We start from the raw sequence: 20696 nt of genomic DNA on the forward strand, positions 1-20696 counted from the left end.
CAAAACATGATGATGACGAAGTCCCGGTCGCGCGACGCGATGTCGCTGACCCGTATGATCCGGATGGCGGGCGTGGTCCTGTTCGGACTGATGCTGCTCTGCGGTGCGACCGGCATCGGCGCGGCGTGGATGCAGAGCGCCGCGCTGCACCGTCTGACCGATGCGACGACGCTGCTTTCCAACCACCAGGGCGCGGACATGATGCACGACGCGATCCGCAGCGACGTGCTCGCCACATTCCAGGCGGCGGAGCCCGGCAGCGCGATCAAGCCGGATGATATCCAGAAGGATTTCCGCGAGCATCTCGTCGCCCTGCGCGAAGGGATCGCAGCGGATTCGGCGTACACCGGCGATGCCGCGGTCGCCGCGGTAACCTCCAGGCTGGCGGCGCCGATGGAGGCCTATGTCCGCGCGGCGACGCAGGTCATCGATCGCGTCGGCCGCGATCCGGTCGCCGCGCGCGCGATGCTGCCCGGGTTCTTCGATCAGTTCCGCGTGCTCGAAGTGTCGATGGGCGCGGCGTCGGATGCGATCGAGACGAATTCGACACGGTCCGCCGAGAAAGCGGAGCAGCTTGGCACGATCGCGATGATCCTGCTCGCCATCACGCTGGCGGTCGGCATCGCCGGAACGCTGGCGTTCGTGATGGTCGCACAGCGCCGGGTCGTCCAGCCGATCGTGATCCTTGCCGGCACGATGCGCGCACTCGGCGACGGCAATCTTGCCGCCGAGGTGACCGGCGCGGATCGTGGCGATGAACTGGGCGACATGGCGAAGGCGATGCTGGCGTTCCGCAACCAGCTCCAGGCGGCCGAGGCCGCGAAACAGGCACAGGCCGCGTTGATCGTCGACAGCCTGGGCACCGGCCTTACCGCGCTGGCGCAGGGCGACCTGACTGCCAAGGTGGTCGCCGATCTGCATGCGCCGTTCACCGGGCTCAAGAGCAATTTCAACAGCGCGCTCGCCAGCCTGCGCGGGCTGATCGGATCGGTCGCGCAAGGGGCGATGATGATCCGGACCGGATCACAGGAGATCGCGCAGGCCAGCGAGGATCTCGCCCGGCGCACCGAAAGCAACGCGGCCAGCCTCGAGCAGACCGCCGCCGCGATCGCGCAGATGGATCAGCGCCTCAGGGCTACCGCTGTCGCCGCGGGCCAGACCGTCGAGCGGGCGGACGGCGCGATCACCACCGTGGCGGACGGGCGCAGGATCGCGGACGAGGCGGTCCAGGCGATGACCCGGGTCAGCGAAAGCGCGACGGGGATCGACAGCGTGATCGAAGGACTCGACAAGATCGCGTTCCAGACACGCGTGCTGGCGATGAACGCCGCGGTCGAGGCAGGGCGTGCCGGCGAAGCGGGCCGCGGGTTTGCGGTGGTCGCCGACCTCGTCTCCGCGCTGGCGATGCGTGCTGAGGAGGAGGCCGGACGCGCGCGCGACCAGCTGACCGCGACGCAGGCCGATATCGGCACCGCGGTGGAACGCGTGCAGCGGGTCGATGGTGCGCTGTCGGCGATCTCGACGGATGTGCGCGGCGTGCACACGCTGCTTGCCGGGATCGCGGACGACAATCGTGCGCAGTCGAGCGCGATTACCGAGGTCAGCATGGCGGTCGGCGCGATGGACCAGGCAACGCAGCAGAATGCGGCGATGGTCGAACAGACCTCCGCGGCGGCGCGCAACCTGACCGCGGAAGTCGCAGCGCTGTCGGACCAGGCGGCGAAATTCCGCATCGAGGGCGCGCAGCGTGGCGCCGGGGCATTTCGGCAGATGATCGAACAACCGGACCTACAGGGGGACATTCGCCTGCGCTCGTCTCGATCGGCGACCACCAGCCCCCCCGCCCCGGTTGGTATCGACGAGGACGCGGATTACGGGTTCGCCGCCTTTTGACGCGAGCGACGCGTGCTTAACGCGGCATTAGGGTTGATGGCCTAGATGTGGCGTATGAAGACCTACCGCCGCCTCGCCAGCGACATCAGCCACGATCTGCTCGATCGACGCAATTGCACGCGTCGTGCGATCAGCCTCCCCGTGACGATCGTCACCGGCTTCGGCGACACACACGCGGCGATCGTTCAGAACGTCTCGTCCCGGGGTTTCAATATCCAGTCCGAATATGGCGTCACGATCGGCCGGTTTCTCTCGCTCGACATACCCGGGCTCGCCCAATATCCCGGCTGGGTGGCGTGGTCCTATCTCGGGGGATTCGGGCTGGAGGTCGCCAATCCGATTCCCGAACAGGTGATCGAACATATCGTCGCGATGGCCGTCAGACACGCCGCCTGAGCTGCGGCGTATCTCCATCAAGGGCAACGTGATCGCGGCGCCGTCGCATCGATGCGGCTTTGGCATCAGAAAAACCGGAGCCACGCGATGTCCCGACGACGCTGCTTCAACCGTGCGAACCACATCGTCGGAAGCGCAAAAGGTATGATCAGGACGACGTACCAGATGAGCACCCAGACGTAGCCGTCGACCATGAAGACCGCACCATCCGTTGGCCCCCACCACGCCAGCGCGGTGTGATAGAGGATGCGCAGCATGGTGAGATGAAACAGATAGAAGAACATCGGTGCGGCGCCGAAGACGGCCAGACCGGACACGAGCCGTGAACTCGCCAGTCGCTCGCATTGCGCCAGCAGCAGCGCTCCGCCGCCCAGGGTCGGCAGCAGGAACAGGAGCGACGGCGGATATTTCGTCATCGACAGGAAGCTGATCGCCGTCCGCAGCGGGCTGTTATCGACCACATGCCAGGGCGCGTCGCCATAGAGGTTGAACGCGCGCAGCGTGATGAAGCCGACGATCATCCCGATGCCGAGCCGCGTCAGATATCGCCTGCGCTGCGCGGATTCGACCATGCGGTCAAACCACGGCCCGATCGCGTGACCGAGCAGCATGACCCCCAGCCACGGAAGGATCGGATAGGTCGTCCTGGCAAGAAACCCGAACGGCAGGGCGATGACGTCGCGCTGGTGCAGCAGCGCCCAGACCGGGAACAGCGTGTCCCCCTGATGCAGCCGAACGGGATCGAGCAGATTGTGGCCACACACCAGCACGAGTCCCAGGGCGATCCGTGCCGGCCGGGGGAGCCGTATCAGCCCGGCGAGCAGGATCATGCACAGGCCGAGGCACCAGATCACCTGCAGCCAGAAGGTCGGCTGTGGCACCACCCCCCAATAGAGTGGCGACAGGTACAGCACGTCGATCGCCATCAGCAGCAACCCGCGCTTTGCCAGGAACGCGGCGGTTTCGCGCGGCGTGTGGCTGACGCCGAAGAGATAGGCGGAAAGGCCGGTCAGCGCGACGAAGATCGGCGCGCAGAAGCTGGCGGCGAAGCGCGCGATCGCGAGTGCCGGCATGACCGTGTTGGCATCCACCGGATCGGGCATGGGAACAAGGACAAGCCATGTCTCGCGCAGATGGTCGAGCAGCATCAGGATCATCACGATCCCGCGCACCGCGTCGATGCTCTCCAGTCGCCTGCGCGGGATATCGCGATCGGGTGCGGCAGCGCGCGTCTGGTCCGTCATTATCGCCATTCAGAATTCCGCTCGCAGCGACGCGCGCACGGTGCGTGGCGCGCCTGGATAGATCCAGACCGAATTGTACGAGCTTTGTGCGTAGCGCTCGTCGAACAGGTTATCGACCTCGGCGCGGACCGTCAGCGCACTTGATAATGGAATGTCGGCGGACGCCTTCACTTTCACATAATCGGGCAGCATGAGCCCGCTGGCGTCGGTCGCGCCAGACCGCTTGCCGACATAGGCGACACCGCCGCTGATCTGCCAGTCCCGGCCGGTGCCGGGATCGAAGCGGTGCACGATGAAGGCCGTCGCCGAATGATCGGGGACGTTCAGCGCTAGCGGCGTGGCGAACGACCGATCGTCGGTGCGCGCGCGCGTCCAGGCATAGTTCACCACCGCCTGCCACCGCGCGGCAAGCCGCAGCGACGCATCGAATTCGACGCCGCGGCTCGTCAGCGATCCTACCGGCGCCAGGAAATTGGCGTCGTTCGGATCCGTCGTGAGGACGTTGCTCTTTTTGATATCGAACCAGGTCAGGCCGACATCGATACCGCGCCAGCGGCCCGCCGCGCCGATCTCGTAGCCATGCCCCTGTTCGGGGGCGAACGCGACACCCCCCGCGCCGCTGCCGGAATTCAGCTGGAACGACTCACCCCAGTTGGTGTGGACCGAGAGCGCGTCGCTGACGGCATAGCGCGCGCCGAGCCGGAAATTGACGGGGCGCCCCCTGGACACGGTCGTCGCCTTGACGAGATTGCGCGCGAGTTGCTGCCGGTAGGCGTCGAGGCGGACGCCACCGACGAGATCGAGCCGATCGGTCACCGCCCAGGCGTCCTGTGCGTAGAGCGACACCACGCGTCGCGTTTCGCGCTGATCGATACTGGGCAGGAGCGGCAAGGCCTGTGTCTCGCCATAGACGGGGTTGAAGACGTCGATCGCATAGGGATCGGCGGCGGTCGGATTTCGCCGGTTCAGCAATTCGAGATAGTCGAGCGTGTAGCCTTTGATGCCCAGGCTCGGACGATGGAGCCCGAGGGCGTGCACTTCGCCGCGCACTTCGAGACGCGCGGACAGATCCTCGACTTCGTAACCCCGTTCGCGACGCTGCCGCCACAGCGTGTGTCCGTCGACGACGCGCGACGGATCCGCCGAAAAGCCCCGCAACGTGCCGGTCCGATAGGCGACGCCGCCGACGAGCGACCATGTCCCACCCAGCCGCGCTTCGCCGGTCAGCTGGTGGCGGGTGTCGCGTGCGCGCGTCGGCCTGTTCGAGGGTTCGCCGAGGAACCGCGACGCCGGCAGCGCGAGCGGATCGCCATCGACCGCCGCCACACCGCGATCGAACGGCGCGTCATAGACGATATGCTGGGCAAGATAGGTGAGCTGTACGGCGTCGCTCGGCCGGAAGGTCAGCGACGGGGACACGACGCGGCGCTTCACCGTGACGAAATCGCGGTAGCCGTCGCTGTCTTCGGTCGCGACCACGATCCGCGCGGCGAGCGTCCCGGTCAGCGGCCCCGTCGCGTCGAGTTCGATGCGGCGCGTGTCGAACGAACCATAGTTCAGCGAAGCCGACGCCTGTGATGCGAAACGCGGCGTCTTGCTGACCATATTGACCCGTCCGGCGGGATCGATATCGCCAAAGACGGCGCCGGCGGGGCCCTTGAGGATCTCGATGCGCTCGATGGTCGCGGGGTCCCGCGCGGGGGCGCTGCCGCGATTGGCGATGAAGCCATCGGTATAATATTCGCCGCCGCCATCGGCGGTGCTCAAAAAGCCACGGATCGCGAAATTGTCGGCAAAGCCCCCGCGATTATTCTGCTGGCTGCTGCCGCTCACCAATTCCAGCGCGTCGCTCAACCGGTACGTCCCCGCCGCACGCAGGATGTCCTGTTCGAGTGACCGGCTCGATTGCGACATCACTTCGGTCGCGCGATCGGAGGAAAGCGTCGCGTCCCGCGATGTCCGGGTCCCGAGCACGACGATCTCGTTCCGCTCCGCCGGCTCCTCGACGGCCTGCGCAACCACTGGCGACCCTGCCATCATGCTGATCGCGCCAAGCGTGTGCCGCAGCCGAAGCGGCACAGCCCCGCTCGATAATCGTGTCACAGTCCGCATCGTCCAGCGTGCCAAGAGACTTCCTCATATGCGATGATATGTTGTCGCATAACGTTGCCACTCCGCTATGGCAACGCGGCAGTCTGCAGTAGTGGCCAGGTGTACGAACGATCGACCTGAACCTGCAGGGCAGGACGCAAAACAAGTAGCATCGAGCTTTGCCGCCCGTCCTCCCGACGCTCGATCGCCGGCTATGGGTTGAGTACGCCACCTCATGTAAATCAAATTGAGGGACCGCGCCGGCCGCGGCTGGCTGGTCAATTACCACGGGCGAGCGGTGCAGGATGTCGACCGGGCCTGGGACACCTTGCTTACGAAGCTCGGACTGCCGAAGGGCCGCGAGTGGCGCTCGTACCTATTGCGCCACAGCCTCACGACGCTCGCGCGCAACCGCGGCGCTACGAAGTGGGATTTAGAAGGTTTCATGGGTCACAGCGACGGCCGTTCAGCCCCTCGCGTCGCGCAACGCTTCCAATGTAGCCATCTTGACCGGGTCTTCAACTGCAAGAGCCTCTTCAAGATAGTAGCCATAAGATATGTTGCGCACCACCTCTTGCGCCTCGCCACTATATTCTTCCGCTATGATCGGAAACGCATTCACGAGCTCACGGAGAAATCCCTTGTCCATCTCTTGAAGATGGCTAGCTAAGGCTTCCATCATTTTCACGGCGGTATCAGGGTTAAGTTCCTCGTCGTCGGTCAGTTCGAGGAACACGGCATACTCCGCGATAACTTCTGCAACCTGCATAGCGATCATGGCTTCACAACCTTTACGTGAATGTTCGTGATGCTCTTCTGCTTGAGCAGTTTCAGTGCCTTGGTTTTCTCGACAGGCGTAGGGACCTCCCACGTCCCGATCAGACGGTGTTGTGCTAATACCTCCGACTGCCGCAAAATCTGGGCCCGCGAACGAGGCCTGTTTACGACAGCCCATTTTCGGTCGACCATAAAATCGCCCTGAATGCCGTCAAACTTCACCGGCCGCTTAGAACCGTTGGGCATCGTCCGCATCAACGTTGGCGCCTGACCGGCGCGCGCGCCGGGCGCCGAATCGTTATAGGGTTTCCATGCCTTTTTTGACGTGGTCGTCTCCTTGACCCAGCCGATTTGCGGCGGGTCAAAGGTTATACGCGGCCTCGCGATAGCGAGTCGGCGCAATGCGGCAGCCTTGGAGAGCGCCGCCCCCGGCGCTATCGCCAGCGCGACGTTCCCAGCAACCTTTCCTGCGGCGCGACCGATGTCCCGCGCCGAGGCGTTGGCAACGGCGCTTGCCGCGCGGGAGGCCGGGATATGGGCCGGGGTATCCTCAGCAGCGATTGCGGTGTCGATCATGGCCGCGATGCCACGGCCGGCGTTGCGAACAGTCGTTACCGGATTTGTTGTTAGCGCAGCATGGACTCCCGCCACGGTTCCTTCCCCAACATCATAAAGTCCCTGACCGACGCCATCAACGAATTCGGCGACGGGGTTCGGCTGACCACCGGGCCGCGCTCCCGGGATCCGCGTGGACTGCACCTTGGCCGACCTGCGTTCTACCGATTTCGGGTCGTCGCCCGTGAGCGATCGGGCGCGGGGCGTTTGAGCCTTTGGCGGTTTTGCGGTCCGCGATGTATGATTATCCCCTGGGCTTGGAGCGCGACCGCTCCCAGAACGCGCACGATCGTTTCTGGCGCTCGTCGTATCGGTTTGGGTCGGTCCATCACGGCGCCCCGCGCCTGCAAATGTAAACCGGCCGTCCGCCGGATCATGCCATGGATTGATTTGAGTTCGAGACCGTCAGGACCTAGCGCCGATGGCACCATGCCCGTCCGTAGCCACCGTGAAAATGCGGTCCGCTTACGGATGCCTGATGTCTGGACCATGCCATCCCCCGCCTATTGCGGCGGTGAGAACATCTGAGCAACATCATCCTACAAGTCAAGCGCAACGCGAGCGAATCTTAAAATTTGCCCTGCTCGACCGCGCTACTGTAGTATGGTGCCCCACAGCGGCCAAAGTTGGGCACTCGCATCATTGGAGAATTTTGATACTACGCCGGACGATCGAACAGCCCGCACCCTATAGATCATAATCCAGCTTCTCAATTATGGGTGGCCAGGGTGGGTAAACAATCAGCTTGTCGCCAAAACGCCGCCGAACCGCACGTGCGCGCCGCTCGACGACATCCTCGTCAGGATCAATCTCGTCAGGGTAGATCTAGACCAAACCAAACCTGCCGTCGTGATACAGATACTCCACTTCCATCCCCCGTTCGCCGCCCTCCTGCGCTTCCCAAAGCTCAAGCAACGTATCAGGCAATCGCCTGTTTATCGCCCAACGATACAGAACCTGATTGCCCAGTTCCTTGAAGATCGATTCTCCGACCATGTTGTTATCGAGTTGGGCATAAAGCAGCGTCGGTTCGAGCGGATAATCGCGATCCGCCGTCAGCAATTGCCCTATCTCATTAAGCAGGGCATCGATTTCATCAGTTGCCACGGTTTCTCTCCGATCGTGTGTTGGCAAATTTGGCGCTCTTTCTATTGCCGTCGGCCGTCCACCACCCATCGATCACCGAGGGGCGCACCGATCCGCCATCGAACCGCGGAACCATCTCTACCGTCACGGCTCGCCCGGTGCGCTTGTCTCTCGCCCATTCATCCTCAAACACCCGATAACCGCCGCGATTGAAAATGGCATTCTGCCCGAAGTGATTGAACGCGTCGGTCGGCCCATTGAATCGCGCGGATATATAATGACCGCCATCAATCTATACCGGCTGGGCCTCGCCATCCTCTCGGCAGGCGGCGAGGGCGGCGCGAGTGACCGGGATTGGATCGTCCCAGACTGGTTGGGCAGGGCAGCTTCACTCGGCGGTTCGCTGACAGCTGTCCGCAAGCGCTCGGAGTTGGACGTGCCTACCCTTCGCACCGAGTACGGACAGAGCCGTTCCGGTTGGCCCGGAGCTATTTTCGAAGGATACCGAGCAGCGCGCGAGCGGCCGCGTCGTCGCCAGTGCCGATCGCCGTCTCGAGTTGCCGGCGCGTCAACTGTTGCTCGAGGCGCGCGACATGGACCGCGTCCTCCGCGGCCGCCTCGCGGATGGGCGCAAGAGGGTCCGGGGTCGGCTCGGTGAGCAGCGTCTTGCGCTTGTTCCGGTTCTCGATCTCCGCGATCTGCGCAGCGAGTTCCCTACTCGTCGTGCCTTGCGCATAGGCGAGATCGTCGCGGCGCTCGGTTTCGCGCTTTTCGAGGGCGGTGCCGATCTCGTTCGCGGCGCTCGCCACCGACGCGGTCAGCGCTTCCCCCGCGGCCTTTGTGGATTTGAGATAGTATCGCTGCAGGCGGCCATCCTCGGCAAGGAATATTCCCATATCCTTCGCCTGAAATGGGGGCACTTTGAATTTGAGGAACCGCAGCTGGCCAAGCTGGGGGAAGTTGATGGGCGCGAACTTGGCGATGTCTTGCTGGCGATCGCAGACCCCAGCGACTGCCTTGTAATCGCGGCAGATGACCAGCACCCCCTGCATAGGTTCGCGGATGAAGATTCCCTCGTCATACGCGTCGTTGCGTGCATGCTGCACGCGGACATCGCTCGGCTTGCGGACGATGACGCAGCCCGCCGGCCTGCGATCCGCGTCGCACGGCGTTCCCAGCGACCAGTCGTCGAGCGGACTGCCACGCAAGTTGAGGTGGTACAGCAAACATTGGTCGACGTTGGCCGCGGCTCCCAAACATGATTTGGGGAGCTTGGGCGCGGGGCCCGTCGGCGACGCCACCAGGCTCAGCATATCGGCCAACTCGGCCTTTGCGATCACGCGACCGTCGGGCTTCGAGGGGACGGCCTTCCGCGCCAAAAGGTCGTTCGCACTCTGCAGTGCATCTTGTGCGGTGAGCGGGTCGAGCCGCTCGGGCGTGTCGAGTTCGACCAGCTTGCGCAGCTTGGCGAGCGCGGCGGCGTTCGTTTCCAGCAGCGGGTTGCTACGCGCGTCGGTGAAATCGCGTGGCCAGCGATAGGTCTGCGACACGCTCAGCACCTCGATCAGCCTGGTCTTTTCCTTCTCTGCCGTCCTGATCGCGACATCGGCGCGGATTTGATCGGCGATGATCGCCGCCCATTCGGCTTTGACCTTGCGATCGGTAGGACGCTTCACCTTGAGCGTGATCTCGTCCGTCAGCGTCTTGAGGCGCTGATTGGCCTCGCGCAGTTTTTCGGCCTCGTCTTTGAGTGCTTGGTCTGCCTTGGTGAACGCCTCGACATTCGCTACGGCTTCGTCCGTGCAGACGAGCTGCAGCGGCGCCTTGGTCGTCGTTATCATGCCCTTCGCACGGGTGGTGTAGGCCTTGCTGTCGCTGGCAGCGAGCGCGGGGGCGACCGCGGCGGCGATCGCCGGGGAACCCGATGCGAGTATCAGTCCGGCGGCGGCGATCTTGGCGGTGTTGGCGATGACCTCGCCGGTCTTGTCCTCGGCCTGGACGCCGATCGACTTGAGCGTGCCCGAAGCATAATAGTTGAGCTCGAGGCTCGAGGTCTTGAGAAAGCCGACCAGCCTGCTGTCGAGCGTATAGGCTTCACCCGGCACATAGCGTTCGGCACCGCCGACATCGATCGAGAATTTGAGCTGAGTCGCCTCACCGTTGGTCTGACCGCCCGGACACTCGCTCAGCGTTCGCACGACGACTAGGTCGTATTGCGCCATCGGCAAGCTGTACGTCAGTCCAGGAAGCGAGTCGCCCGCGCTTTCGGTCCGTTCGAGATACGGTGTCGTGCGGACCGTCGCGCAGCCGGTCAGGCTCGTCACAGCGGGCAGAAGCACCGCGATCGTCAAGGACAGGTGTTTCACGCACAGTCTCCCATCGCTTCAAAGGCTGCAAAGTTCGGGCGCCACACGGGGCAAATCCTCGCGGGCAATTCTGCGACCGCCATGAGTTTGACACCCGCCGCGTCGCGATCGACGCGACGAGTGTCGTCGCATCAGGGGCGATTTGCGCTGAACGGCTTCATCTGCCGGATCGGCGTGCGGTTGATGTCCTTGAGCTGGCCCGACCAAATCATCGCGTAGAAGAGCTTGAGGTCGGCGCGGTCGGTGTCGGTCAGCTGGCTCTGTTCGCCATAGTTCATGATCGAGATCGCCTCGTGCGCGCCGAAAAGCTCCGCCGGCCAGGCCTGTTCCTTTTCGAGCGCAAAGAAGTGCCGCAATCCGAAGATGTGGCCAATCTCGTGCGCCAGCGTTTCGATCTGCTCCTGTGTGTCCTGCTGGAACATCATGGGATAAATCACGAGTTCCTGCTGCGCTTCGCCGGGAAAGAAGGCGCTGGCGAGCGTGCAGCCCATCACGCTGCAACTGTTGGCGTCGCGCACCGCGATCTCGAAATCCCACGCATCATCGTCTTCGATGAACCGGATCGGCGCGGCATCGCCCCACGCGCTCACCGCCGCGGCGAGCAGCGTGCGCGCGGCGACCTTGATCTGGTCGGGATAGCGGTAGCGCAGCAGCGAGCGGCGCTGGAACCGCCAGCGCAGCACCGAATTCTGCTGCCACACCGGGATGAAGCCGTCGCTCGCATCGACGACGAGCTCCGTGGCTGACTTGATGTGGCCGCGATGCTCGGTATCGCAGACATGCCCGCGAAACACGTGGACCGTATCCTCCGCCATGGCGAGAAAGTCAGTATCATCATTTAGCTCGAAGATATTGCCAACTGCATCATTGTTCGCGAATGCGGACATCTTTCGATCGGTCATTGCTCGTCTCCTCTGGCATATGGCGATTCGACCGATGCGAACTTTGCGCGCCGCGCGCCCCGACTGCGCGTGATCGCCGTCACGCGGCACGAATTTCGTCATCGCAGAACGTCAGGTCCGTTTTTGCCTGTGCGGATACACGGGGCGAACGGGACCAGACGCAACTTGCGCCGGGGACGTATCGCGATATCACCGTGCTTGCGTGCGGTTGGCGGGGATGTCGGTGGAGCTGGATGGCGACAGACTCGAACTGTTTCGAAGCGTGTTCGGCTGTTCGGCAGACGTCTCGCGGAGCATCGCCGCGCCGGCCCGCGAACGCAGCTTCGCGCCGCGGACGATCATGTTGCGCATGGACGGCCCTCGCCGGGAGATCCTCGTCGTCCTGATGGGCAGCGCGCGCGTCCTGTCGAGCACCGCGGATGGCCGCGTGGTCCAGCTCTACGATCTCACCGCCGGCGACCTTGTTGGATTGGCGGAGGTCGGCGACGATGCCGCGGGCGAAGTGGTGGCGGTCTCGCAACTCGACGCCGCAGCCTATGCGATCGGCGATTTCATGCGGCTGGCCGAGACGCATGCCGCGGTCGGTCTCGCCTTGTCGCGTACGTTGCTGCGCCATTTGCAGCGCGTCACCGCGCGCATGCTCGCCCGCTCGACGCTGTCCGCCACAGGGCGGGTCTATGCCGAGCTCGATAGGCTTGGCAGCGGCGACGGCGCGCGCGGCACGATCCGGCCGGCGCCGGTGCTGACCGCGCTGGCGGAGCGGGCGCTGACCACGCGCGAGACCGCATCGCGCGCCGTTGCCGCGCTCGAACGTCGCGGGATCGTCCGCCGGACGTCGGAGGAACTCGTCATCTTGTCGCTACGCCAGCTGCGCGATCTCATCGTTTGACCGATATCACCGGCGCAGCGAGAACAGGGCAATCGGCGGCTCGCCGAGGAGTTCACCGATCGGTTCGCTGTGGATCGCCAGGACGGCGGCCGCGGCCGCCATCACATCGGAGGCGATGATCGTCCCTGCCGGTGCCGCCGCGGCGATCCTTAGCGCTATCGGCGCGACGGTGCCGAAGCGGCTCTCGCCGCCGGTGATCGGATCGTCGATGCGATAGTCCACGCCGGCATGGATACCCATCCGCCATTGCGCGGGATGGGGTAGCACGTCGGCGATGGCAGTTGCCGCGCCTACCGCGTCGCTCGCCGCATCATAGGCGACCACCAAAGTGCTGCCCATCCAGGCGGCCCGCACGGCCGGCGGCCAAGCGGCCAGCGCATCCGCCACCCGCGCGCCCGCGGTTTCGGGGGGCGCCACGAAATCGATCGCAAGGACGATCGTCTGGCCGGTCGCCGGCCCGCCGCTGTCTCCTGGTATGGCGACGGACGACCCCGCATCCGGCACCAGTGGCAGGCGATGCTGGCGCCGTCCCGTGACGCGCCACCGCCGCCATACCCTGTCGCTGTTCGTTGCCCTCGTGCCCGTGTCTGCGACGAACTGGAGCGCCTCGCTTTCCAAGCGGCGCGCATTGGCTATGGCCAGTCCCATCGCCAAGTCGTCCGCGAGCGCGATCAGCGCGGGCGTCGTGGACGGAACGCTCTCGTCGATCGCACGAACCGACTCCGCGGCGGCGATCAACGCATCGAAGCGCGCGCCCCATGCGGTGCCATTAGGCTCGACGCACGCGCGCCGAAAAGCCGCTACCGAGCCGGGCAGCACGACATGCAGCGCCAGCCCGGCGCGCACGGCCGCTTCGGCGACGATGATGTCAGTGCCCGCGGCTAGTGCGCCATAGGCGAAGCCGACATGCTCCACCGCGAACCAGTCGCCTGCCGCGGCGGCCAGTGCGGCCTCGGCGTCGCCGACCGACAGAGTTCCCGAGAAGTGCGCGCTGCGGGGTGGTCGGAAATGCGCAAGCCAGTCGTCGGACGTCCCGAGCGCGGCCGAGATCTCGGCGAACTGACGCAGCGTGGTCGCATGATCTTCCCAGGCCTGCGGTGCGGCGGCATACGCCACCTCGAGCCAATGCCGCGCCGCGGCGGCGTCTTCCAGCAGCAGGAGCGCTTCGGCGCGCGTGGCAGCCTTGAAATAGGCGGTTTCCAGTTCCGCGAGATCGGTACGGTCGAGCAGCATTATGGTTTCGGCTGCAAGCGTCCGAGACCGCTCGCGATGGCCCGCCAGCAGTTCGAGCGTCGCGGCATTGATCAGCGGATAGGTCGCGGGCGCGAGCGCGGCCGCGGCGGCATAGGAATTGGCGGCGGCGGCGAAACCGAGCCGCCGCTGCTCGCCCGCCGCCGCCCGCGCGCGATCCTTGAGCAACCGCCCGTGGAGCGTGAGCGCGGCCGGATCGTCCCGCCGCGCGTCCATGCCGCCGTCGAGAAAAAGCCGCCAGGCGCGATCGGTTGCGCCTGCGCGGACATGGGCCAGAATGTGCGCGAGTTTGGCCCCATTGTGATCCATCACCAATTCGAGGCCTCCGAAGTCTTCATAGCATGATTAGGCTTGGTTGCCGCCGGGGTGCCGGATGTCCGGATCGATGATGAGCGGCAGTCGCTTCTCGACGACGCTCCCATCTTCCCGGGCATCGGGTTGGATGATGTCGACATGGAAGTTCATGCCGTGGCAATAGTCTGGAACGTTGGTATCGAGTGTCGGCGGACTGAAGGCGCTGAAACAGATCATCTTGCACCCAGACGTCATCGGGCGTCCGCCGGGAATCGTTGTATTGTCGAATACATGCAGCAGTTTGCCATATCCGCCAATCGGTTGTTTGAGTGACGCACCGTCCGACCGAGGCGAGAACTCCCAGTTCCGGTTCTTAGCGAGGCCAACAAAGACCAGCGCCTTGTCGTTGACGTCGATATCGAGCGGGGTCTCCCAAGTCAGGCTGGCTCCGGTAGCACGCGCACGATCAAGAGCTTCGTTCAAATCAGAAAATTGCGCCTTTTCCTTGAAACTATAGCCGAAATGCAGGTGCCCCGCATCGGTAACAATGAAATCGATGACGAAGATCAGCACCACGTTCGGCTTCCACCCGACGGGTGCCACGTCGTTTATCGGCACGACGCCGGATGCGGATATGGGTGTCTGGATGTTCATCGGTCGTCTCCTACTTGGGTGAAACAGAAAGCGTCTTCAGGTCGTCGAGAATGCGGCGCTCCCGGCGGCGCCAGAGATCGTTCCGGGGATCGAAGCCGATCATGCGCCTGACCACGGGCAGCGCCGCGCGGAGCCGCTTGCGCGCTTCCGCCCTGTCGCCGGTTTCATCGGCACGTTCGGCAAAGGTGAATTGCAGCGTCAGCCACCGGTCGCGCAGATCCAGGTTGCGCGGGTCGGCGGCGATCAGCCGCGTCATGATCGCCTCTTGGCGCGCATAGAGGCGATGCGCCTCGGGCGTACGGCCAGCCAGCCGCAAAGCGTCGCCCAACCATGCTAGCCGGTTCGCGATGTCGGCTTGGATCGCGCTGCGCTGTGTGTCCGGTAGCGCGCGTTCGGCGGCGTCCATCTGTGCGAGCGCCGCGGAACAGGCGCGCACCGCTTCGGGCGGTTGCGGCGGGGGCGCCAAAGCGAGCGAACACAGATTGCCTTCCGCATAACCCGCCTCGCGCCGATAGTCGGCGCGGCCGGGGGCGATCGCGACCAGCCGGTCGGCAAGCGTCTTGTACGCCATGAAGGCCGGACGCGCGGCCGCATAGCGCCGGCGCTGATACTCGACATATCCGATCCAGAACTCGCTCTGTGCATGTGTAAAAATGCGCTCTGGATCGTTCGGCGCTTGGGCAAGCAGCCTGGCCGTCGCCGCATGCGCCGAGCGAAACTTCTCAAGCGCGAAGTCGCGCTGTCCTCGTATTTCCGCATCCTCCCCAATTGCGTGGAAAATGCGTGCGCGCCGTTCCAGCGAGTCTGGCGTCAGCTTTTCGAGCCGCTGACCTTCGTAATAGGAAAGCGCGCGTGCGTTGACGTCCGCCAGCACATCGAGCCGGCCAACGCCTTTGAGCTTCTGGCGCAATTCCGAGAGCATGAACTCGACCAGTCCCTCTGCCTGCGCGCGCTGTCGATCGGCCTCCTGCCGCGCTGACAGCGTCGCGAGTGTCAACAGGGCCATGGCTAGCATGCCGAGCACCGCCGTGACCGTGATGGCCATCACGGAGCGCAAACGTCGTTGCGCATCGCGCTGGACGAGCGCGTCTAGGTCGACCCCGGCGAGGCCCGCCACCAGCTTGAGCATTCCAAGCCGCCAGCCATCGGCATTCGCTCTGAGGTCCGCGGCGAGCGGGTCGCGGCCGCCGTGCACGAGGCCCGGGGGGAAGGAGCCAGTCGGGTCGCCGACAATGATCGCTGCCAGGATCGGACGGTCGGGGTGCAGCGTGCCGAACAGCGCAATCTCACGTGCGACCCAGGACGATTGTGCTGCGGCAGGCGAGCAGATCACGATCAAACTGGCTGAGCCTTCGAGCGCACGCCGGACGGTCGCGCTCAAGTCGCATCCAGCGGGAAGATCTTCGCGATCGCGGAACACCGGCGCCACTCGGGCCGACACAGGGCCATGACGGCCCTCGCCGCCGACTAGGCGGCGCGGGACTTGATACCGCTCGAGCCACCGGTGGATCCTGCGGGCGACCGCGGCATCGCGATGGCTATAACTGATGAAGGCGGCGTAGCGCCCGCGCGTCTGCCCTGCCGTGACCTTGCTCCTGCTGCGCACAAAACCGTGCGCATCGTGCCGTATGTCTCGTCCATCCTCAATGGGCTCGCGTTACTGCGATCATTCCGTTCAGCGAACCGAACACCGCCGGCCAGCAACGGCCACAGCGGCAGGAGTTGTAACGGCAGCGAGACCTACCGGAAATCAAACGGCCAGTTCGAGCTGAAATCAAATGCTGAATGAACGGCGGGTTGCGGGGAAGGGACGAGCGACCTGAGTGTCGCCTATTGGGTCACAGCCGCTGTCCACTACCTATCGCAATGCTCCAACCTGTCGAAATGCTACAACAATCTGAAGGCCCCGTTAGCCCATTGAACCGGGCAGCGATATAGTGTCCGCCATCATCTGAAGGCTGCCGATGGATACCGCCCGCTTGCGCCTGTGTCTTGCGGGACCGCACCTGCTTGCCGACCAGTACAAGTGCACCGGAAACGTTGCGCGTTCGCTCCCTGTCATCGACCTGATATTCGTGATTATTGCGAACTTCGCGATACAGCTGTGGCATGATATTTCTAGTACCGGAACGTTCTTCAAGCCGCGTCTGCGAATCTGCTATTTTCTCCTTTCCTTTTGCTACGGTGCTGCCTGTAACTTGCCGCTGCTTTACAGGATCATCAATCCAGAGATCGCTCTATGAAGCCCCGCCACTGCCGAAGCGACCGCCGCCACCGCCTGTAAATCCCCTACCAGTCCAACCTTTCTCAGCGTTGGGGTTTGGCTTGGCGGGTCTCGGCGATGCCGCCACTGAACGTGGAATTATGTTTTGGGGATTGGGCGCTGGAGCTGCGCGTAGCTTATGGGAATCTTCGGAGATCGAGATTGCGATGCCCCTACCGATCGTGGCGTAGGACTGCCGCCGCTGCCGACCTACCTCCACCAGAGACCCATTCCCATCGCTCCACCCGTAAGCGCGCCCCGAACCCGCAAACGTAACGCGTCCATCTGCCGGATCATGCCACGGGTTGAATTTGACTTCCACGTCGCCGGAAGGGGGGACGGTCGGCCATCTCCCGGTCCGTAACCAAACCAAAAAAGCCCGTCGCCGCTCGATATCGGAGATCTGAACCATGCCGCCCCAGTTATTTCTACGGCGAGAACATATTAACAACATTTTTCAAACAAATCAAGACAACGCCACGCCAGCAGCCCGTAGCGATCGACAGCGACGCTACAATAGGGGGAGTAGTCTAAAGACTGGTGCGCTTACAGGACTCGAACCTGTGACCCCCGCATTACGAACGAAGCCCGTTTCCCGGCCTTCCAACGTTCTTGCCGGGGAAACGGTTGAGCCCAGCGCCTTCTAGCCCGCAGAAATCCGTCACCAAAAACGGGCTGCACCGGAAACGCACCGGAGCCGGAAATTATCGACATCGAGCCCCTGGGCTCACCGCAACCGCACTCGCCGGCACGCCACCAACGCCCGCCGAATGCCTGCCATCGACTTCCTTCGGGAGCCGACACGATGTCGAATTTACTACCCGCCGCCACGTCCTCACGCGCCTCTTCCGGTGCGAGCAATATAGCGCGATATTTCGCCGAAGTTACCACCGGGATCCGAGACCGGGCGCGTTCAAATTCGCCGGTTCGCCGCAACAGTCATAATGCTGGCGGCGCAGAGGTCTCGCTCTGGCGCTCGCACAATATGTTTCCAAAGAACGAACACAACGCGCGGATGCGCGCGGCCGAGGCGTTCGATCACGAGACCAAGCTGCCAGGCAAGCGCAATGGCGCCCTCGGCGCGGTCGGGCTCGAGGTCTTGCGATGTCTGCTGCGCCTGCGTGGCCGCAAAGACGGCCGGCTCGACCCTACCTATCAGTGGATCGCTGACCGGATACATCGCTCGCGCAGTGCCGTCGGGGAGGCACTGGAACGGCTGAAGGCATGCGGCTTCCTTGACTGGATCCGGCGGTGCGTACCGATCGAAGATGCACTGCCTGACGAGCAGCAGAGCGAGCAGATCTCGAACGCCTTCATCCTGCTGCAGCCTCCAACGGTACGCGAATGCGTGCGCCGGATGCTGCGCCGGCCGAGTGAGTTCGTCCGCGCCGTTGCCGAGAAGCTGGCGCGGCAGAAGAAGCTCGACACGGCGACGGTCGACGATGTGATCGCCGAGGTTCAGAACCCAGAGCTTCGGGCTATCCTCGCCCGCGTCCGCGCCTTCGTTGATAGTGCAAATCCGCCGAGCGGTCACACAGAGGCCCTGTAAGATCTAGATATAGAAGGAACGCCTATGGCGTGCGCAGTTTGAGGCTGCACCAAGCCCCCGAGGCTCCGAACTCAACGGGTTTAGCATCCAGCGACCGCGGGTGAGCGTGCCGGCTTGCGCCGACCCGTGCATCCTAGGGAGGATGCGCGCATTCGGTTGCTCAACTAATTGTTATTTCGGATATTTGCGGGTGGGCTAAAAAGAGGAACCGCATCTTGGTGTAAACGAGCCGCTCTACCAGCTGAGTTGAGCGCCCCCTCTCGGGTGAACCGCGTAATCACGTCGTTTCCGACGAGGGCAAGGGAGCGTTTCGGGGACCTGAAGAGAACAGAACGGACACGCGCGGCCTCCTGAGTCCCGACCTATTCCCGACCTAATTCCGACTTCGGCCGTGGACGCACAAACGCGAATGTCTGGGATTGGTGGAAAGCGGACCCACTTGCGCGTAAAACAAGTGCCTCATCTTCATGAGGTCGCCGCACGATGCGTCTGCTTGTTTTTGCCTCCTATATGGTGTGCTCAACCATTGCTCCAGCAACGAGTCCAGCCCAATGGATCTTGGAACGATCTGAATGCCTCACGATCCAGACTGACCACGTGCGGGTGGGGGCTGCAAAGTCGCTTTCGATGCAGACCGCTCGCACATTAGCTAAACGCATCACGCTTGCGTGTCGCTCGACTATCCCAAGCGAATTGTTCACAGCTCAGGAGCGTGCAGACATGGAAGGTGCCGACCGTTTCGACATCATCCGTGAGTTGATGTCCAAGCCACCTTCGGATGTCCGCTAGTGGGCGCTTTCCGACCGTCCGGTGTTGGGGGCTGCTTTCCCGATCGCGAACGTCGCGGCCTGGTGGAATGCGGACCAGCTGCTTTCGCGTCCACACCCTAGGAAACCGGTTATGAAACGGGTGTATCGGGTGCATCGATCTTCAGTATCGGCGGAACCCAAGGTGCCCTGCCGTTCTTCCGTTGATGCAAAACCCGTCAGTCGTGCATCAACTAGATCCGGGTGGGATTTATAGTTCGTCCGTTGCCTTACGCGCCAATGTTGCGCTCTCCCGTTTTAGCGGACGTGAGACAGGGCAAACTTCTTGGACAAAGCCGTTGAGCGTGTTGGCGAGGCTTTCCGGCACAAGCCGGTAGAAAACGAACTGACCTCGCTTCTCGCTGACCACCAGACCGGCGGCTTCCAGAATCGATAAATGCTGTGAAATCGAGGGTTTCGACATGGCGAACCGCGAGGCTATGTCACCCGCACTCAGCTCCGCGTGGGCAAGATAAGCAAGAATTTTGCGTCGGACGGATGACGATAGGGCTTCGAAGACACGCTGCATTCCACGGCATTTAGGCAATGAGCTAAGCATTGACAAATCGAACTTGGTAATTAGGCATATACCTAATTGCCGAAGGATGCTTGATGGCCTGTCTGTCTACCGCCCGTATGACTGCTCTGCCCCTCAGCAACGCTCGACAGGGTAAAGTACGATGGTCGCCAGTGCGCTCGCTCTGGATAGCCGGCATGACAGGGTGCACGCTGCTGCTGGCGCCATTGTACGCCACGCCTGGCGCAGTGCTGCTCTGGCTCTGCACCTCAGCAGTCACACTCTGTCTTGGACATTCAATTGGATTGCACAGGCTGCTGATCCACCGCAGCCTCGACGCACAGCGCTGGTTTGAGCGGATGCTCGTTTATCTTGGCACATTGGTCGGTATGGCAGGGCCGCTCGGCATGGTGCGGTTGCACGACATGCGCGATTGGGCGCAACGGCAGACGGAATGCCACGATCTACATGCTCATCGAGCATCGCTGCTGCGCGACGCTTGGTGGCAAATGCACTGTCGTCTCGACCTCACGCATCCGCCCCATTTCGAACTTGAGCCACGCCTGCGGAACGATATTGTGCTGCGATTCCTCGAACGCACATGGATGGCGCAACAGCTTCCATGGGCACTGCTGTTTCTTTGGGCGGGCGGGCTACCGTGGCTGATCTGGGGCGTGCCGGTGCGTATCGCGGTTGGCGTGACGGGACATTGGCTGGTCGGCCATATCACGCATCGTAAGGGACCTCAGGGATGGAGTATCGAAGGTGTTGCCGTTCAAGGGCACGATCTGCCCGCTGCGGCGCTCATCACATTTGGCGAAGCCTGGCATGGAAATCACCATGCTTGGCCCGAATCTGCACGACTTGGCCTTGAGCCAGGACAACATGATCCGGGTTGGTGGGTGCTGCTGGCCCTACGGCGGGCGGGATTGGTAGCCGGATTAAAAGAACCCCGGATGCTCGTGCCAAGGGAAGGATTGCATCGGGTTATTGCCAATTATTGATAGGCCGTGGGCATCTACAGCTGATGGAAGTCTTTTAATTTTTGCGTCAGGAATGTCCGAAATTGGTGGATTGCGGTCCGGCAGCTTTGTGGCAAGGGA

Annotated in this window: 19 protein-coding genes; 6 read left to right on the top strand and 13 right to left on the bottom strand. The window is 63.3% G+C overall.

Annotated features, from left to right (window positions below; translation table 11 throughout):
* The first annotated feature begins 6 nt into the window (after positions 1 to 6).
* Both FHY04_RS12795 and FHY04_RS12800 read left to right on the top strand, forming a co-directional pair.
* On the top strand, positions 7 to 1893 hold the full coding sequence (locus FHY04_RS12795) for a methyl-accepting chemotaxis protein (RefSeq protein ID WP_183936715.1): 1887 nt from the start codon (positions 7 to 9) through the stop codon (positions 1891 to 1893).
* 54 nt (positions 1894 to 1947) lie between these two features.
* A complete protein-coding gene (locus FHY04_RS12800; RefSeq protein WP_031395616.1) occupies positions 1948 to 2289 on the top strand; it encodes a PilZ domain-containing protein in 342 nt (113 codons plus the stop codon).
* Positions 2290 to 2354: 65 nt separating this feature from the next.
* On the opposite strand, the gene FHY04_RS12805 is transcribed toward FHY04_RS12800, so the two are convergent.
* The 8 genes from FHY04_RS12805 to FHY04_RS22935 all read right to left on the bottom strand — a co-directional run bounded on the left by FHY04_RS12805 (position 2355) and on the right by FHY04_RS22935 (position 11460).
* A complete protein-coding gene (locus tag FHY04_RS12805) occupies positions 2355 to 3542 on the bottom strand; it encodes a DUF1624 domain-containing protein (RefSeq protein WP_221211779.1) in 1188 nt (395 codons plus the stop codon).
* Positions 3543 to 5612 carry a TonB-dependent siderophore receptor gene (locus FHY04_RS12810; protein ID WP_311724783.1) on the bottom strand — a complete coding sequence of 690 codons (2070 nt, stop codon included), beginning with the start codon at positions 5610 to 5612 and terminating at the stop codon, positions 3543 to 3545.
* 478 nt (positions 5613 to 6090) lie between these two features.
* Complete coding sequence (locus FHY04_RS12815; RefSeq protein WP_183936717.1) at positions 6091 to 6402, bottom strand: hypothetical protein; 312 nt, start codon at positions 6400 to 6402, stop codon at positions 6091 to 6093.
* Positions 6399 to 6977 (bottom strand): hypothetical protein, encoded by a 579-nt coding sequence (locus FHY04_RS12820; protein WP_183936718.1) that lies wholly within the window; start codon positions 6975 to 6977, stop codon positions 6399 to 6401. The genes FHY04_RS12815 and FHY04_RS12820 overlap by 4 nt, the downstream gene beginning before the upstream one ends.
* Before the next feature lie 864 nt (positions 6978 to 7841).
* The gene (locus tag FHY04_RS22625; protein ID WP_260171512.1) at positions 7842 to 8123 is read right to left on the bottom strand and encodes a hypothetical protein; all 282 of its coding nucleotides are present in this window, start codon (positions 8121 to 8123) and stop codon (positions 7842 to 7844) included.
* Entirely contained in the window at positions 8113 to 8394 is a 282-nt protein-coding gene (locus FHY04_RS12830) for a DNA/RNA non-specific endonuclease (RefSeq protein ID WP_183936858.1), read from the bottom strand. Before FHY04_RS12830 ends, FHY04_RS22625 begins: the two co-directional genes overlap by 11 nt.
* Before the next feature lie 196 nt (positions 8395 to 8590).
* Positions 8591 to 10468 carry a hypothetical protein gene (locus FHY04_RS12835; protein ID WP_183936719.1) on the bottom strand — a complete coding sequence of 626 codons (1878 nt, stop codon included), beginning with the start codon at positions 10466 to 10468 and terminating at the stop codon, positions 8591 to 8593.
* Positions 10469 to 10599: 131 nt separating this feature from the next.
* Positions 10600 to 11460: a reprolysin-like metallopeptidase gene (locus FHY04_RS22935; RefSeq protein WP_183936720.1), complete on the bottom strand. Its 861-nt coding sequence runs from the start codon at positions 11458 to 11460 to the stop codon at positions 10600 to 10602.
* Positions 11461 to 11587: 127 nt separating this feature from the next.
* On the opposite strand from FHY04_RS22935, the gene FHY04_RS12845 reads away from it, so the two are divergent.
* On the top strand, positions 11588 to 12259 hold the full coding sequence (locus tag FHY04_RS12845; protein ID WP_183936721.1) for a Crp/Fnr family transcriptional regulator: 672 nt from the start codon (positions 11588 to 11590) through the stop codon (positions 12257 to 12259).
* Positions 12260 to 12265: 6 nt separating this feature from the next.
* On the opposite strand, the gene FHY04_RS12850 is transcribed toward FHY04_RS12845, so the two are convergent.
* The 4 genes from FHY04_RS12850 to FHY04_RS12865 all read right to left on the bottom strand — a co-directional run bounded on the left by FHY04_RS12850 (position 12266) and on the right by FHY04_RS12865 (position 16569).
* Complete coding sequence (locus tag FHY04_RS12850; protein WP_183936722.1) at positions 12266 to 13819, bottom strand: tetratricopeptide repeat-containing protein; 1554 nt, start codon at positions 13817 to 13819, stop codon at positions 12266 to 12268.
* Positions 13820 to 13855: 36 nt separating this feature from the next.
* Positions 13856 to 14458 (bottom strand): nucleotide synthetase, encoded by a 603-nt coding sequence (locus FHY04_RS12855; RefSeq protein ID WP_183936723.1) that lies wholly within the window; start codon positions 14456 to 14458, stop codon positions 13856 to 13858.
* A 10-nt stretch (positions 14459 to 14468) separates the two neighbouring features.
* The gene (locus FHY04_RS12860) at positions 14469 to 16064 is read right to left on the bottom strand and encodes a toll/interleukin-1 receptor domain-containing protein (RefSeq protein ID WP_183936724.1); all 1596 of its coding nucleotides are present in this window, start codon (positions 16062 to 16064) and stop codon (positions 14469 to 14471) included.
* 232 nt (positions 16065 to 16296) lie between these two features.
* A complete protein-coding gene (locus FHY04_RS12865) occupies positions 16297 to 16569 on the bottom strand; it encodes a DNA/RNA non-specific endonuclease (RefSeq protein WP_183936725.1) in 273 nt (90 codons plus the stop codon).
* Between the two features lie 1137 nt (positions 16570 to 17706).
* On the opposite strand from FHY04_RS12865, the gene FHY04_RS12870 reads away from it, so the two are divergent.
* The gene (locus tag FHY04_RS12870; RefSeq protein WP_183936726.1) at positions 17707 to 18270 is read left to right on the top strand and encodes a replication protein A; all 564 of its coding nucleotides are present in this window, start codon (positions 17707 to 17709) and stop codon (positions 18268 to 18270) included.
* Positions 18271 to 18753: 483 nt separating this feature from the next.
* Entirely contained in the window at positions 18754 to 19059 is a 306-nt protein-coding gene (locus FHY04_RS12875) for a hypothetical protein (protein WP_183936727.1), read from the top strand.
* A gap of 228 nt (positions 19060 to 19287) precedes the next feature.
* Here FHY04_RS12875 and FHY04_RS12880 read toward each other — a convergent pair whose 3' ends face one another.
* Complete coding sequence (locus FHY04_RS12880; RefSeq protein WP_183936728.1) at positions 19288 to 19605, bottom strand: metalloregulator ArsR/SmtB family transcription factor; 318 nt, start codon at positions 19603 to 19605, stop codon at positions 19288 to 19290.
* 161 nt (positions 19606 to 19766) lie between these two features.
* Here FHY04_RS12880 and FHY04_RS12885 point away from each other — a divergent pair, with 161 nt between their 5' ends.
* Positions 19767 to 20597 carry an acyl-CoA desaturase gene (locus tag FHY04_RS12885; RefSeq protein ID WP_221211780.1) on the top strand — a complete coding sequence of 277 codons (831 nt, stop codon included), beginning with the start codon at positions 19767 to 19769 and terminating at the stop codon, positions 20595 to 20597.
* Positions 20598 to 20696: the final 99 nt, after the last annotated feature.

Origin of the sequence: Sphingomonas sp. BK481 (assembly GCF_014194875.1) — a bacterium.
In the GTDB taxonomy this organism is placed as follows: Bacteria; Pseudomonadota; Alphaproteobacteria; order Sphingomonadales; family Sphingomonadaceae; genus Sphingomonas; species Sphingomonas aerolata.

What these genes read in the sequence shown, in the direction of transcription:
- FHY04_RS12850 (WP_183936722.1), bottom strand. Translation starts at nt 13,819, where the DNA reads ATGGATCACAATGGGGCCAAACTCGCGCACATTCTGGCCCATGTCCGC.
- FHY04_RS12880 (WP_183936728.1), bottom strand. Translation starts at nt 19,605, where the DNA reads ATGCAGCGTGTCTTCGAAGCCCTATCGTCATCCGTCCGACGCAAAATT.
- FHY04_RS12800 (WP_031395616.1), top strand. Translation starts at nt 1,948, where the DNA reads ATGAAGACCTACCGCCGCCTCGCCAGCGACATCAGCCACGATCTGCTC.
- FHY04_RS12870 (WP_183936726.1), top strand. Translation starts at nt 17,707, where the DNA reads ATGTTTCCAAAGAACGAACACAACGCGCGGATGCGCGCGGCCGAGGCG.
- FHY04_RS12855 (WP_183936723.1), bottom strand. Translation starts at nt 14,458, where the DNA reads ATGAACATCCAGACACCCATATCCGCATCCGGCGTCGTGCCGATAAAC.
- FHY04_RS12815 (WP_183936717.1), bottom strand. Translation starts at nt 6,402, where the DNA reads ATGATCGCTATGCAGGTTGCAGAAGTTATCGCGGAGTATGCCGTGTTC.
- FHY04_RS12820 (WP_183936718.1), bottom strand. Translation starts at nt 6,977, where the DNA reads ATGATCGACACCGCAATCGCTGCTGAGGATACCCCGGCCCATATCCCG.
- FHY04_RS12795 (WP_183936715.1), top strand. Translation starts at nt 7, where the DNA reads ATGATGATGACGAAGTCCCGGTCGCGCGACGCGATGTCGCTGACCCGT.
- FHY04_RS12875 (WP_183936727.1), top strand. Translation starts at nt 18,754, where the DNA reads ATGCGTCTGCTTGTTTTTGCCTCCTATATGGTGTGCTCAACCATTGCT.
- FHY04_RS12865 (WP_183936725.1), bottom strand. Translation starts at nt 16,569, where the DNA reads ATGCCACAGCTGTATCGCGAAGTTCGCAATAATCACGAATATCAGGTC.
- FHY04_RS12845 (WP_183936721.1), top strand. Translation starts at nt 11,588, where the DNA reads ATGTCGGTGGAGCTGGATGGCGACAGACTCGAACTGTTTCGAAGCGTG.
- FHY04_RS12805 (WP_221211779.1), bottom strand. Translation starts at nt 3,542, where the DNA reads ATGGCGATAATGACGGACCAGACGCGCGCTGCCGCACCCGATCGCGAT.